Source organism: Pseudomonas sp. NPDC008258 (genome assembly GCF_042956345.1).
Taxonomy (GTDB): Bacteria; Pseudomonadota; Gammaproteobacteria; order Pseudomonadales; family Pseudomonadaceae; genus Aquipseudomonas.
Genome location: NZ_JBIBGE010000015.1, coordinates 37475 through 50671 on the forward strand (window position 1 = coordinate 37475; position 13197 = coordinate 50671).

At 56.1% G+C, this 13197-nt stretch carries 14 protein-coding genes and 1 pseudogene; 3 read left to right on the forward strand and 12 right to left on the reverse strand.

Annotation, left to right across the window (positions count from 1 at the left end; all coding sequences use genetic code 11):
- Window positions 1-14: 14 nt before the first annotated feature.
- On the forward strand, window positions 15-524 hold the full coding sequence (locus ACFY9W_RS14175; protein WP_391131230.1) for a hypothetical protein: 510 nt from the start codon (window positions 15-17) through the stop codon (window positions 522-524).
- A gap of 616 nt (window positions 525-1140) precedes the next feature.
- Here ACFY9W_RS14175 and ACFY9W_RS14180 read toward each other — a convergent pair.
- From ACFY9W_RS14180 to ACFY9W_RS14230, 11 genes are all read right to left on the reverse strand, one after another.
- The gene (locus ACFY9W_RS14180; RefSeq protein ID WP_266025106.1) at window positions 1141-1722 is read right to left on the reverse strand and encodes a nucleotidyltransferase family protein; all 582 of its coding nucleotides are present in this window, start codon (window positions 1720-1722) and stop codon (window positions 1141-1143) included.
- A gap of 21 nt (window positions 1723-1743) precedes the next feature.
- Window positions 1744-3276, reverse strand: a complete 1533-nt coding sequence (gene tnpC / locus ACFY9W_RS14185) for an IS66 family transposase (RefSeq protein ID WP_391131232.1) — start codon at window positions 3274-3276, stop codon at window positions 1744-1746.
- 63 nt (window positions 3277-3339) lie between these two features.
- Window positions 3340-3675: an IS66 family insertion sequence element accessory protein TnpB gene (gene tnpB / locus ACFY9W_RS14190; RefSeq protein ID WP_180336131.1), complete on the reverse strand. Its 336-nt coding sequence runs from the start codon at window positions 3673-3675 to the stop codon at window positions 3340-3342.
- A complete protein-coding gene (gene tnpA / locus ACFY9W_RS14195; protein ID WP_391131235.1) occupies window positions 3672-3992 on the reverse strand; it encodes an IS66-like element accessory protein TnpA in 321 nt (106 codons plus the stop codon). The genes tnpB and tnpA overlap by 4 nt, the downstream gene beginning before the upstream one ends.
- Window positions 3993-4250: 258 nt before the next feature.
- Window positions 4251-4460 (reverse strand): hypothetical protein, encoded by a 210-nt coding sequence (locus ACFY9W_RS14200; RefSeq protein ID WP_391131237.1) that lies wholly within the window; start codon window positions 4458-4460, stop codon window positions 4251-4253.
- Window positions 4461-4523: 63 nt separating this feature from the next.
- A complete protein-coding gene (locus tag ACFY9W_RS14205) occupies window positions 4524-4886 on the reverse strand; it encodes a hypothetical protein (RefSeq protein WP_391131239.1) in 363 nt (120 codons plus the stop codon).
- 62 nt (window positions 4887-4948) lie between these two features.
- Window positions 4949-5317 (reverse strand): histone-like nucleoid-structuring protein, MvaT/MvaU family, encoded by a 369-nt coding sequence (locus ACFY9W_RS14210; RefSeq protein WP_391131241.1) that lies wholly within the window; start codon window positions 5315-5317, stop codon window positions 4949-4951.
- Window positions 5318-6096: 779 nt separating this feature from the next.
- Window positions 6097-6519, reverse strand: a complete 423-nt coding sequence (locus ACFY9W_RS14215) for a hypothetical protein (RefSeq protein WP_391131243.1) — start codon at window positions 6517-6519, stop codon at window positions 6097-6099.
- Window positions 6520-6548: 29 nt separating this feature from the next.
- A complete protein-coding gene (locus tag ACFY9W_RS14220; protein WP_391131245.1) occupies window positions 6549-6989 on the reverse strand; it encodes a DoxX family membrane protein in 441 nt (146 codons plus the stop codon).
- A gap of 100 nt (window positions 6990-7089) precedes the next feature.
- Complete coding sequence (locus ACFY9W_RS14225) at window positions 7090-7713, reverse strand: VTT domain-containing protein (protein WP_391131247.1); 624 nt, start codon at window positions 7711-7713, stop codon at window positions 7090-7092.
- Between the two features lie 119 nt (window positions 7714-7832).
- Window positions 7833-8477 (reverse strand): isochorismatase family protein, encoded by a 645-nt coding sequence (locus ACFY9W_RS14230; RefSeq protein ID WP_391131249.1) that lies wholly within the window; start codon window positions 8475-8477, stop codon window positions 7833-7835.
- 225 nt (window positions 8478-8702) lie between these two features.
- On the opposite strand from ACFY9W_RS14230, the pseudogene ACFY9W_RS14235 reads away from it, so the two are divergent.
- Window positions 8703-8879, forward strand: a pseudogene (locus ACFY9W_RS14235) (antibiotic biosynthesis monooxygenase); the annotation flags it as partial.
- A gap of 107 nt (window positions 8880-8986) precedes the next feature.
- Window positions 8987-10969, forward strand: coding sequence for an amidohydrolase family protein (locus tag ACFY9W_RS14240; protein ID WP_391131250.1), 1983 nt, complete (start codon window positions 8987-8989; stop codon window positions 10967-10969).
- Between the two features lie 384 nt (window positions 10970-11353).
- Here ACFY9W_RS14240 and ACFY9W_RS14245 read toward each other — a convergent pair whose 3' ends face one another.
- Complete coding sequence (locus ACFY9W_RS14245; protein ID WP_391131252.1) at window positions 11354-12961, reverse strand: MFS transporter; 1608 nt, start codon at window positions 12959-12961, stop codon at window positions 11354-11356.
- Between the last annotated feature and the right edge of the window lie 236 nt (window positions 12962-13197).

Sequence of the window (13197 nt, forward strand, 5' to 3'; positions counted from 1 at the left end):
GGACGATTCTTAGGATGGACAAACTTGCGCTCGTCATTGCCGTGATTGCGATAGTCGCCACATTTGCCTCTGCAACTTCTGCGAGCGTCCGCAATGAGGCTCACCAGCAGGCTAATAACATTCAATCGATCCTCAAGGAACTTTCGGAGATTACGCACCGCCAATTTGAATCTTATCTATCGCTTGGGCAAGAAGATGCCACAATCGAGCATGCTAAAGCCAATATATACGAAGCTACTTTCAACATGAAGCTGGACTTGCTTGAGTCAACCCTTGAATTATTAGTAAGACGGTGTTCCCGCATGTTTTTCTATGATGCCGAGTCCCCAGAGTTTCATGATCAGTACATTGAAATGATTAGCGACCTTAGGAATCAGATATCAACCTTCGCATATATGACTAAAGATTCGCGCCGCAGCATACTTGTTATTGATGGAAAGTTGACAGCATTGTACTCAGAACTCAATCGCTATATAGGAAATAGGTTCAGGCCTATTTTTGAAAAAAGAGATGACACAATCTAAACGACCAGTAAAAGATAAATTAGCCCGACGCATAGCACTAAACAGTTCGATCAGTTTTCCTATAGGCGGAAGATCTGCCGTGAAAACGCCGCGACCTCCAAGATAACGTCCATGAAATATCCCGGCCACGATAATCGGTTAACTTTAATACATTGCTCTCCATTGTTGAACCGGCACATCATCTCCTCCTCATCTCCCAGTCAGGGGAAGCTGTACACTGGCGGTCCACATTGTTCAATTCTCCTCTCGCATTCGTTGAATTCATCCATCACTTGCATCAACCGGTCACATGTCACCGACTGCTTGAGCGTATCTGCTGACCCTGCCCGCTTACGGCCTGCTCAAACTGCCACTCTCGATGGCGCCACCTATGCTGGACTGCAGGACAAAGTAGGCAGCATGATATCCCGGCACAGGCAACGTCTTTGGCGCCGTGGTACACGCGGCTGAGCGCAGCGATGTCGATACTATTATCGCGCAGATCGGTCACCGGTAATTAGTATTTTTCTCTACTGATGCCGGTTTTAGCCGATCTGTTAGGTAGGAACACCATAGCTGCCGGCACCGCATTTTTGTTCGTATGTGGATGCTTGCGAGGGGTAAGCGTCCGGTTAAGTCATCTTGACGAGCGAGAGCCGGGAGGTAGCTCCAAGAGTGTGAGCATTGGCCAAACCTCTAACCAGCTTTTGGACTTGACGCGCTTTTGATAGATAGCATTTTTCTCTGTGGCGAACCTCCCCGCTGGGCGGATGATCAAGTCGAAAAGATCATCAAGCCCAAGCGGCGCGGCGATTTCGCATGTGCCGTTCTCTAGCAGCCTTACTGCTACCGCCGTGGCCGTTTCTGGCCAGTAACGCATTGCATCGGTCGCTGAATGATAGGAATCATCGCCGTTTTGAACATGCATTCTCGCTTGGTTTTTCACAGACCACAGTACGTTCGGATCTAGGTCTCTGAGGCGCGCCTCCAGAGCATCATCTTGTTTCTGTGTGCAGCGGTCGCCATCAAACCAGATGACGTCAACGTCTGTTGAGACCGGTGATGAGTCACGACCATGCAGATAATCCCAAACCGCGTTTCGGACGAAACCTGCTCCTATCCAGCAGTCTGGCAAGTTTAGGGAGCGTACTATTTCGAGCAGCCTTCGCCGAACGGGGTCATCCGAAATGATCGCTTGAATTGTCGAGCTATTGTCCAATCAGATATCACCTTGTTGAAGCTAGGCCTGCCACTGATGCGGCAGCAACTGTCCAATCTCACTGGCCTTCTGCGTCGGCAGCCGCATCAGCACATCCTTGAGATAGGCATATGGGTCATGCCCGTTCATGCGCGCCGATTGGATCAAGCTCATGATGGCCGCAGCCCGCTTACCGCTGCGCAGCGATCCAGCAAATAGCCAGTTCGAGCGCCCGAGTGCCCATGGCCGTATCTGGTTCTCGACCTGGTTGTTGTCGATGGGCACAGCCCCATCGTCTGGGTAGCGCGTCAGCGCTACCCAGCGTTTCAAACTGTAATCGAGGGCTTTAGCTGTGGCTGATCCGTTGGGCACCAAGTCGCGCTGGGCCAACATCCAGTCATGCAGTGTTTTGAGGATCGGCACCGCCATTTCCTGACGTATTCGCCAACGGTCTTCGTTGCTCATATCCCGAGCCTGGCGTTCAACCTCGTACAAACCGCTAATCGAGTGCAGAGCCTGTTCGGCCAGCTGACTTTTGTTCGCGACATGCAGGTCGAAGAACTTGCGGCGAGCATGAGCCATGCAGCCGATTTCAGTAATGCCTTGCTCAAAACCGGCTTTGTAGCCCGCGAAGTCATCGCAGACCAACTTGCCATTCCAGGTGTCCAGGAAGTTGCGCGCATGTTCGCCTGCGCGGCTTGGGCTGAAGTCATACACCACCGCGTTGAGTGCTGAAAACGGCGTCGTGCTGTAGGCCCATACATAGGCCCGGTGGGTTTTCTTCTCGCCTGGCGCAAGCATTTGCACCGGTGTTTCATCGGCGTGAATTACGCCTTGGCTCAGCACCGCTTCACGCAGTGCATCGACCAACGGCTGGAGCCGCACGCCGGTTTGCCCGACCCACTGGGCCAAGGTCGAGCGAGCAATGGCCAGCCCGGCACGGCCAAAGATTTTCTCCTGCCGGTAGAGCGGCAAGTGATCGGCAAACTTGGCCACCATCACGTGAGCCAGCAGGCCTGCGGTCGGGATACCTTTGTCGATAACTTGCGCCGGAACCGGCGCCTGAATCAGGGTTTCGCACTGACGGCAGGCCCATTTGCCACGCACATGTTGCTCGACGGTAAACACGCCCGGCGTGTAATCCAGCTTCTCGCTGACATCTTCGCCAATGCGCTGAAGCTGACAGCCACAGGCGCACTGAGTGTTTTCGGGTTCGTGACGAATCACGGTGCGCGGAAACTGCGGCGGCAATGGCGCACGCTTGGGCGATTGTCGCGATTCGGCCTGTGACGAAGCGGGAAGAAGCTGTTTTAGCTCTGCCTCGATAGCTTCAAGGTCTGTATCGAGCAGGTCATCCAGCAAGCTGCCTTGCGCCGGGCTGATTTGTTCGCTGCGCTTGGCAAACTTGTGGCGCTTGAGCAGGGCGATTTCGAACTTGAACTGTTCGATGAGGATTTCATCGTTCTGGATCTTCTTGCTCATCGCCTCGACCTGGGACTGCAACTGCAACGCCTGTGCCGCCAAGGCACGAAGCTGTTCCGGGGTCATCTGGTCGAGGTTGGGCGAGGAAGTCATGCCGCCGATTGTGCCAGAGCAGGCACGTGACGACGACACGTAGACCGGCCAAATGCACGGCGGTTACAGCATGCTGATCACACCGCCTGCACCAACGCGCTGCCACGGCAAGCCCAGCACCAAGGCCTGGAGTTGTTCACTATCGAGTTCGACCTCGCAACCATGACGAATGCCGGGCCAGTGAAACTTGCCTTGATTCAGGCGCCGCGCGGCAAGCCAGACACCCACGCCATCGTGCACCAGCACTTTCATCCGGTTAGCCCGGCGATTGGCGAACAGATAAGCGCAGTGCGGCTTCGCCGCACCGAACACCGCGATCACTCGGGCTAATGCGGTTTCGGTACCAGCGCGCATGTCCATCGGCTCGGTGGCCAGCCAGATCGTATCGATGCGGATCATTGAGCGACAGCCCGGATAAATTGCGCGCAGCCCTCGGGATCTGAGGTTGGCCATTTCACCGTGATCACTTGCCCGGCCATGGGCAACTCGATGATCACTGACGCTTCAGCTGGCCGTTTAGGCGCAACCTTCAGTGGCACAAAGGCCGGTAGCGAAGTTGTCGCGGACTGGTCTCGATAGAGCGGCAGCCATTTGCGGATGACATTGGCGTTGATGCCGTGGCTGATGGCGACACTGGACACTGTCGCGCCAGGTTGTAGGCATTCCTGAACGACCTGGGCTTTGAAAGGCTTCGGATAAGAGCTTCGTTGGCGCATGGAGATCCTGGCGATAAGGGTTATCGCGTCCGCTTAAAAATACGCGGACACCATCGCCCTTAAAGCTGGAGTTCGGAAGGTGAGTTCGCCGGACGCTTACTGCGAGGGTGCGCTGTGGGTCGATAGCGGTCAATTGTGAATACTGCTTTCGCCTCTTTCCATGCGAGCGGAGGGTCAATATCGAAGAAAATCACTGGTCAAATGAAGGGCAGTTTTTCGCTGCTTGCATGTAGGGGATGAGCTGACGTGGGCCGTATATTAATGACTTTTTTGTGCGGGCCCGCCAAGGGCGTTCAGCTGGTAGTCTGTGACCGCCTGGAAACGATGTTCAGCCATTAACCGAAGGCGCTCCAACTCCGCTCCAACGACCCCTTCAGCCTGGGCTTGGTGATACAACTTGAGTGCTTCGACGGCCTCGGTGTACAGAGGGTGATCGGGCTTAAGTACTTTGCTCTGATCTCGTTTCACGATCTCTCCCTTTCGCCATGGCGATCCCGACACGACGCCATGCCACCAAGGCGTGAATTTAGCCTACCACTGCTGATCAGGTTGGACAGAGTGGGCGTACATCAATGCTTCGTCTGCGAGTTCCGACATATCGACCAAGGTTCCTGAATCTGCGGCATGCGTGTCAGGTAGCGGATATGCTTGATGCAGGAGCTCGAGGTGATGTTTCCTCGGCGCTTGAAGCAATGCTTCGGTGTCGTTGAGGAGCTGTCGCCACTCTTGAGTCGTCATTACGGGAAGATTGGTGGCTGTCATGGAGGCATCCTCGCTGCCGTATGTACGTACAGTCTCCAGAAAAAGCCCGACTGCATGGCTATTACAGACGAAATGCGCCTGCAGGTAGGTTTTCGGTGGGAGCGACCATGCATCGCCCAGATGGAACTCCACATAGCATCACCATAGAAAAAGCCCCCCTCAAGGGGGCTTAAGCGAACCATAAGTGGAGCGTGTTACTGGGCGAGCCAGCCTTCCACCACGTCCGCACCATACTGGGCTTTCCACTCTTTGAGCAGCTTGTGATTTCCACCCTTGGTCTCGATGATTTCACCGTTGTGCGGGTTCTTATACTGCTTAACTTGGCGAGCGCGACGTGGGGCCTTCTCAGCTACTGCTGGGGCGACAGCACGACGGTTGGCTTGAGGATCCAGGATGTTGACGATGTCGCGCAGGCTGAAACCATATCTGTTCAGCAGGTCACGCAATTTGGTCTCAAATTCGATTTCTGCTTGAAGCTCTGATGAGCCTTTCATCGCTTCCAGTTCGGCCAGCTGTGCGGCCAATGTTTGCTCAAGCTTACGGAATTCTGCGAGGCGGGACATATGAAATCCTCAAATTTAGGGAAACAGACGGAACATCTTAAAGCATCTCGTTAGCGATGTCTTTCAGTAGGACGTTGATTCTGAATCTTTGTTCGATTTAGTTCGAATTAAACTATTTAGAAGCGTGAACTCAGGTCTCGCCATTTCAATTATCCGTCTGGGGCGATCGAGTCAAAAGAAGATAGGTGTTTCTCTAAATCCATAAGCCTCGACGCCTTGGTGATGTCGTACTCACCACGACCGCGACCAAGCCAAATGCCTTCATCGCTGCTATTTTGTAAGTAAACAGCGAATGCCGTCACCCGGATGAACTTTTTCCGTTCTTGAGGGTGGAATGCATTGCTACCGAGAAGTGACTTGGGAGAGCTGCTTGCCCCGCCAATGTGGGGGCTTTAGGTGAGCGCAGAACAAGCAGCTGGTTAGCCGAGCGAGTCTGAGTCGATAGCCGTCAGTCGTGAACGGCGGCAGCCGGCCCAAACTCCGTCACTGCGTGTCTTGATTGGTCACATCCTATGCGCAAATGCATGGTCAAGTCGAATGCAAACACGAGGTCAAATCAATGCAACTACCCATACTTCCTAGCAAATATGGAGTTTTGCGCAGGCTGGTAGTCGGTAAGCCTGCTAGGAAGCCCAACAACCGAAATGGGTTGGCTTACTGAAATGCATCAGGGCGAACGCCTTGATTTAATCAAGCTGTCAGGTGGTGTCACTGCCTCACCCAAGTAGCGGGCGATGAGCCGGAGTTGAGGCCGCAGTGACAGCGCCTGGTACAGTAAGTCAGGCTGGATGGATCATTACGTTTATGCGACGACGCTCGATGACTTTCTGAGTGCCGGGCGCACCGGTGAGCTTGTCGAAAGTGACAGTGGTGTCGGCGTTGACCGCCGGGTTTGGCACGACTCGTATGACCTGATAGGGCTGGTCATTTTGCGCTTGGGGTTGGAGTTCTACGGTCCCGGTGTCCGGGGTGCTGGCGACCCAGGTTTCTCCGGGAGCCACTGCAAGCTTGGCCGCGTAGGTGTCGCCGGCCACGCTGTGGAAGGTGCAGCCATCAATGACCTGATCCTGTGAAGGGCAATGGGCGGCTTTGGCGCCGGGGCGCAGCGGGTTCTCGATGGCGTAGGTGATGGCTTGCGTGTCGGCGAATGCCTGCGAACCAAGGGTGCTGGCTAGAAAGACGATGGTGAGTTTTCCGCGCATTGCAGTGCTTCCTTGTGTGCAAATGAATTTCATGCATTACTGCGCTTTGCGAAAAGCACAGGCACATTGATGGCCCAGGCTCCTGGACCAGTAATAGCCAGTCCCGCGTACAGTACAGTGAACAGCCAAGCGAACTGTGCTTCTTCCAAAGTCCATTCTGGATGAACCATTACCAGAGCAATCCCGAGAACCGCGAGCACAGGCAGGCAAGCAAGCCGTGCAAACACTCCGAGAATCAGTAACAGCGGACAGATCACCTCAGCAAACACCGCCAGTGCTAGTGTCAGAGTTGCCCCCAAGCCAAATGGATCTTCGATCCGCTGCAGCTCTGTGCTCCAGTTGAGCAGCTTCGGAAGGCCGTGAATTTGCAGTAGTAGCAGAGCGGCCGACACGCGTAAAAAGAGCAGACCGAATGGCACTGAGAAGTCAGCCAAGGACGTTGGTCTGTGTTGAATTTGTGGAGTAGACATGTCGCGCATCCTCTTTCCTAAATGTTAGAAATCCATGGATCAGTCATCGCTGTACAGCGATGGATCGTTGTTCTCGTTTCGCACGTGATGCCATTGACAGCTATTTGATGATCGGACGCCGCATCGCCTGCTTCACCGCAGAGAACACGGCTTTGAACGCTAAAAGCGTTAAGGCACCGACACCGATTCCTGCCAGTCCAAGCACCAGGTACTCCTTCATGCTGTCGAAGGCGTACAAGATCGGTCCACCAAAGCCAGCACCGAGCGCTAGTGCACTGCTGCACCAGAGCAGTGAACCCAAAATGCTGTAGCCAACAAAGTGTGATTTGGGCATGGCCATTTGACCGGCCAGCAACGTTGAAACTGCTCCCGCTCCTGGAATGAATTTGGCGAAGACCAACACCACCGCTCCATACCGCAGGTAGGCTTTACGCCCTTGAGCAAAAGCAGCACTCATCTTCGGTGAGCCTCGGCAAATCCTGCGAGTCAGGGCATCGCCGAATCGGGCGCCCATGAGGTACCAGATGCAGTCAGCAAGCAGACAAACGACCAGAGCCATCAAAACGACGAGCTCGGGATCAGGTGATCCATGCTTACTGGCGAATGCCCCCGCGAGAACAAGCGAAGGGTACGACGGTATGGGTAAGCCGATTTGATCGCCGAAAATGTTCACGGCGAGCAGCAACAACGGGTGATCTACGGCGAGGCTCTCAACTGGACTCATGGCGGCACCTCTTCGGGCTCGACTGTAGTCGGATCGCTGAAGGCAGGGTGCGACGAGTCAGCGTAAAGCCGTCATCCTGAGCACAGTCTTGGCTCAGGATGACGGTTCACGTCTAACGGTCAGGACACCTTACGTTGGGGGGCTTTGTGAACCATGGTGTAGGCGTAGTCGACGCCCATGCCGTAGGCACCGCTGTGTTCCCGGACCAGGTCCATGACCGGCTGGTAGGTGTCCTTGTGAGCCCAGTCACGCTGATACTCGAGCAGAACTTGCTGCCAGGTCACTGGAATTGCGCCGGCCTGAATCATGCGTTGCACCGACATGTCGTGGGCTTCTTGGGTAGTACCGCCCGAGGCGTCAGTGACGATATAGACCTCATAGCCGGCTTCCATCGCTTCCAGTGCTGGGAAGGTCAGGCAGACCTCGGTCCACAGTGCCGCCATGATCAGCTTCTTGCGGCCGGTGGCCTTCACCGCTTCTACCAGCTTGGCGTCTTCCCAGCTGTTCATCGAAGTGCGTTCAATCGGCTGAGCCCCTGGGTTCACCGCCAGCAGCTCCGGCCAGATGTAGCCGCTGAAGCTTTCGGTTTCGACCGAGGTGTAGATGGTTGGGACGTTGAAGATCTTGGCGGTTTTGGCCAGGCCAACAGTGTTGTTCTTCAGCGTCTGACGGTCGATCGACTGAACACCGAAAGCCATTTGCGGCTGGTGGTCGATCAGGATCAGAGCGGAGTTGGTTGGGTTCAGCAGTTCGCGTTTGGACATGGTCGTAATCTCTTCAGAATGGTCAAAAGCTTTAGGTTTTAAATGAGTCCCGCGCTTAGCCGGTTGCGTCGTCTGCGGTATGGGGGCCATTCTGAAGCCGGTGCTGATTCAAGACAATTAGGCGAAAAAAGGAAATATTGTTCCCTAAATAGGGACAATCAGGTTGCAGCGTTTAAATTTCTACAAAGCCTCTCTAGCTAATGAGTCTACCAACGCTGACAGGGCTACCTGGTGATCTGCCCGATGACAATGATCATCCCGAAGCTACTTTCTTCGTTCTTCGCGAGCTCCCAGCAGCTCTGCGGCATGATCATTAGCAATCTAATCGTTAACGTATTCGTCACCTCGCCTTTGGTGTTTTGCATCATGCCTTGGATAACTCGCTGCTGTGTCAGCTGGTTGGGCATCAGAGCAATGGCCCACCGCACATCAGTCCAATCCTCGGCCATATTTCAGCTGGCATGCTCTGCGGTTACATCTGTCGCCGCCGCACCCACACGGAGTTGAATATGTCTCAGGATCACAACGACAAGACCCGTCGCCAGTTCCTCGCCACCAGCACCGTGCTCGGTGCTGCCGGCGCGCTCTGGTCCGCATTGCCCTTCACCGGCCAGGCCGGTTCCGCTCACGCATCCACCCTAGGAGGTTCCATGACCGCCGACCTGATTCTGTTCAACGGCAAGTTGCACACCGTTGACCGCGAAAAGCCCATCGCGACCGCCGTCGCCATCAAGGACGGCCGCTTCCTCGCCGTGGGCAGCGACGCCGAGGCCATGGCCCTCAAGGGCGCCACCACGCAAATCATCGACCTCAAGCAGCGCACGGTTATCCCGGGCCTGAACGACTCGCACCTGCACCTGATCCGTGGTGGCCTGAACTACAACCTGGAGCTGCGCTGGGAAGGCGTGCCGTCGGTGGCCGATGCCCTGCGCATGCTCAAGGACCAGGCCGCCCGCACGCCAACCCCACAGTGGGTGCGCGTGGTGGGTGGCTGGAACGAATTCCAGTTCGCCGAAAAACGCATGCCAACCCTGGAAGAAATCAACCAGGCTGCACCCGATACCCCGGTGTTCCTGTTGCACCTTTACGACCGCGCATTGCTCAACCGCGCTGCGCTCAAGGCTGTCGGCTATGACAAGAGCACCCCGAACCCACCGGGTGGCGAGATTCAGCGTGACAAGTTCGGCAACCCGACCGGCATGCTGATTGCCCGCCCGAACGCGATGATCCTCTACGCCACCCTGGCCAAAGGGCCGAAGCTGCCGCTGGAGTATCAGGTCAACTCGACCCGTCAGTTCATGCGTGAGCTGAACCGCCTGGGCCTGACCAGCGCCATCGACGCCGGCGGCGGTTACCAGAATTTCCCCGATGACTATTCGGTGATCCAGGAGCTGGCCGACAACAACCAGCTGACCGTGCGCATCGCCTACAACCTGTTCACCCAGAAGCCCAAGGAAGAGCTGGACGACTTCAAGAAGTGGACGTCCAGCGTCAAGCTGCACAGCGGCACCGACTTCCTGCGCCACAACGGCGCCGGCGAAATGCTGGTGTTCTCCGCCGCCGACTTCGAGGACTTCCTCGAGCCGCGCCCGGACCTGCCGCAGACCATGGAAGAAGAGCTGGAGCCGGTGGTACGCCACCTGGTCGAGCAGCGTTGGCCGTTCCGCCTGCACGCCACCTACAACGAATCGATCACGCGCATGCTCGACGTGTTCGAGAAGGTCAACCGCGACATCCCGTTCAACGGCCTGCCGTGGTTCTTCGACCACGCCGAAACCATCACCCCGCAGAACATCGAGCGTGTGCGTGCGCTGGGCGGCGGTATCGCCATCCAGGACCGCATGGCCTTCCAGGGTGAGTACTTCGTCGATCGCTACGGCGCCAAGGCCGCTGAGCAGACCCCGCCGATCAAGCGCATGCTCGACATGGGTGTGCCGGTCGGTGCCGGTACCGACGCCACCCGCGTGTCCAGCTACAACCCGTGGACCTCGCTGTACTGGCTGGTCAGCGGCAAGACCGTGGGCGGCATGGAGCTGTACAAGGAAGGCCTGGACCGCGAGACCGCGCTGCAGCTGTTCACCCAGGGCAGCGCCTGGTTCTCCAGCGAGCAGGGCAAGAAGGGCCAGATCAAGGTCGGCCAGCTGGCTGACCTGGCAGCCTTGTCGCTGGACTTCTTCAGCGTTGATGAAGAGGCGATCAAGGGCATCGAGTCGGTGCTGACCATTGTCGATGGCAAGGTTGTGTACGGTGCCGGCGAGTTCGATCGCCTCGGCCCACCGCAGGTGCCAGTGCTGCCGGAATGGTCGCCTGTGGCCAAGGTGCCAGGTCACTGGCGCGTGGGTACACCGTCGCTGGCAGCAGCCGTGCACCAGTGCTCGGGGCCGTGCGGGGTGCATGCGCACAGCCATGACAAGGCGCGCAAATCGAGTGTGCCGGTCAATGACTTCCAGGGCTTCTGGGGGGCGCTGGGCTGTTCATGCTTTGCTTTCTAATGTGATGTGATTTGATGTCATAAGAAGGGGCCTCGATGGCCCCTTTCTTTGCCTCTGCCCCAACCTCGGTAAGTAGTGCCGTACACATACAGCCTATTAAGCGAGTATTTGATGATCAGGTCGACACGGTCGATTTTGTCTCCTGTCTGGGCCCCAAACTCTGCGCGATTTCTAGGCTTTGGGACTTGGCACGGGGTGCCAAGTATTGAAGACCCTGCATAGTGCCATTGGGCATTTTCTCGGCCTTCTCGCACTCACTAACTGAAAGTCCATCATCACCAGCGAGGCTTTAGAGGCTCAGTGTTGATGATGGACGTTCAAAGGCCTCGCGAGCGTTTACTCAGAGCGGCACTGTTGGGATCGATGCCGGAAGCCTCCGTGGTTCTAATGGCCGCTAGACCGATGATGCTTATGAGTTTCAGCCAATAAATGACGGATTTTCACGGGTACGTCTACGGTCTGGAATTTGCGCACTTGAGCTTCGATTTTCAACTCGCCACGCGTAACCCGATGGTGATGACGCAAGTGTTCAAGCCAGGACTCTTCGAAGAAAAATTCCTGCCACAACGACGGCTCCGAGCTGTCCTGCATCAACCCCCAGGACAATGCACCGTTTCGCTTGCGCATTGCTTCCAGATCACGAGCAGCCTGGGTGAAAGCCTCAGCTTTGGCAGGATCGATGTGGTACTCGACTGTCACCATTACAGGACCGCGCTCCTGATCCATCTCATCGCTGATCAATGGAGTTGGCCAGTGCAGCGAAGGCGCGAGCTCTTCAGCTTCAGTTTCGGGTAGCGCTACTTTGCAGGTAACGAGGGTTGCCAGAGCAAGACCGCCAGCAGCTAACAACAGACTCAGAGTGATTGAGGCATGGCTGGCTACGGTTCCCCACAGGAGTCCACCACCCGCCATAGAACCGAAGAAGACCAGGATGTATACCGACAGTGCACGGGCTCGCACCCACGCTGGCACAGAGGTCTGAGCAGCAACCTGCATGTTAGAGAGCACGGCGATCCACGCGGCTCCGCTAATCAGCATCGCTGGCATCAGCACATAGAAATTGCGAACCGATGCGAGCACAAGCAGGAACACGGCATACAACAAGCTCGCAACCATGACCAAACGGTCCCGGCTGACCCGCTCACGCAGTTTAGGCAGCAGCGTCGCACCACCTACGGCGCCGATACCAATTGCAGCAAGAAGCAAGCCGAAGTCGGCCGCCGTGCCATGCATCTCGCCACGTACGATCAGTGGCAGCAATGAAGTGCCGGCACTCGCAAACAGGAAAAAGGCCAATGCACGAATCAGTACAGCTTGCAGCGGTTTAGAGCTTCGAGCGAATCGCATACCTGTACGCATTGCGCCGATGAAGCGCTCAGCAGGCAGCAGCGGCTCTTTCACCTCGCGCTTCCACATGAACAGCACCAGGATTACACCAGCGAACGAAACAGCGTTGAGTGCGAATGTCAGCCACGGGCCGACCAGGCTCACCACAACACCTGCCAAGGCAGGGCCGATAGCACGCGAGACGTTTATGCCGACACTTGAGATGGCCACCGCATTGGACAGATCTTCCTTTCCGACAAGCTCAGGTGTAAGCGCGCTCCACGCCGGCATCATCAACGCGGTACCAATGCCCAAGGCTAAAGTCAGTATCAGGAGCAATGGAACGTTCATCAGTCCTAGCAGCGTGAGGCTTGCCAGTGTCACTGCGACTGCCGACATCCAGAGTTGCACGAGAAGGAGGTAACGCCGTTTATCGACAATGTCCGCAGCGGCTCCAGCCGGAAGGGCCAAGAAGAACATAGGTAGCGAACCTGCCACCTGAATCAGTGCAACGTGCAGCGGGCTGGCGGAAAGGGTGGTCATCAACCAGCCAGCGCCGACCTCGTGCATCCAAGTGCCGATGTTGGAAGCGATCGTTGCGATCCACAACATACGGAAGGTGGTATTGCGCAAGGGGCTCCAAGCGCCAGATGTTGATGTGCTCATTCCATTGCTGCCTTTAACAAAATTGGTTTGATTCAGTCAGTAACCTAGGGCGCCATAGCTAAGCCATGCACGCCTAGGGGAGCGAGCACGACTCATCTAGCTAGCATCGGGCCGGCCAGAATCAGTTTGTGGGGTGGGTGAAGTCTTAAGGATGTGAGTGCCAAATTCGGCACTCCTTAATCCACTGAGGAGCTTGCTGTCTTACCGCTCTGCGAGGAGAGGCAAGACAGTCATCC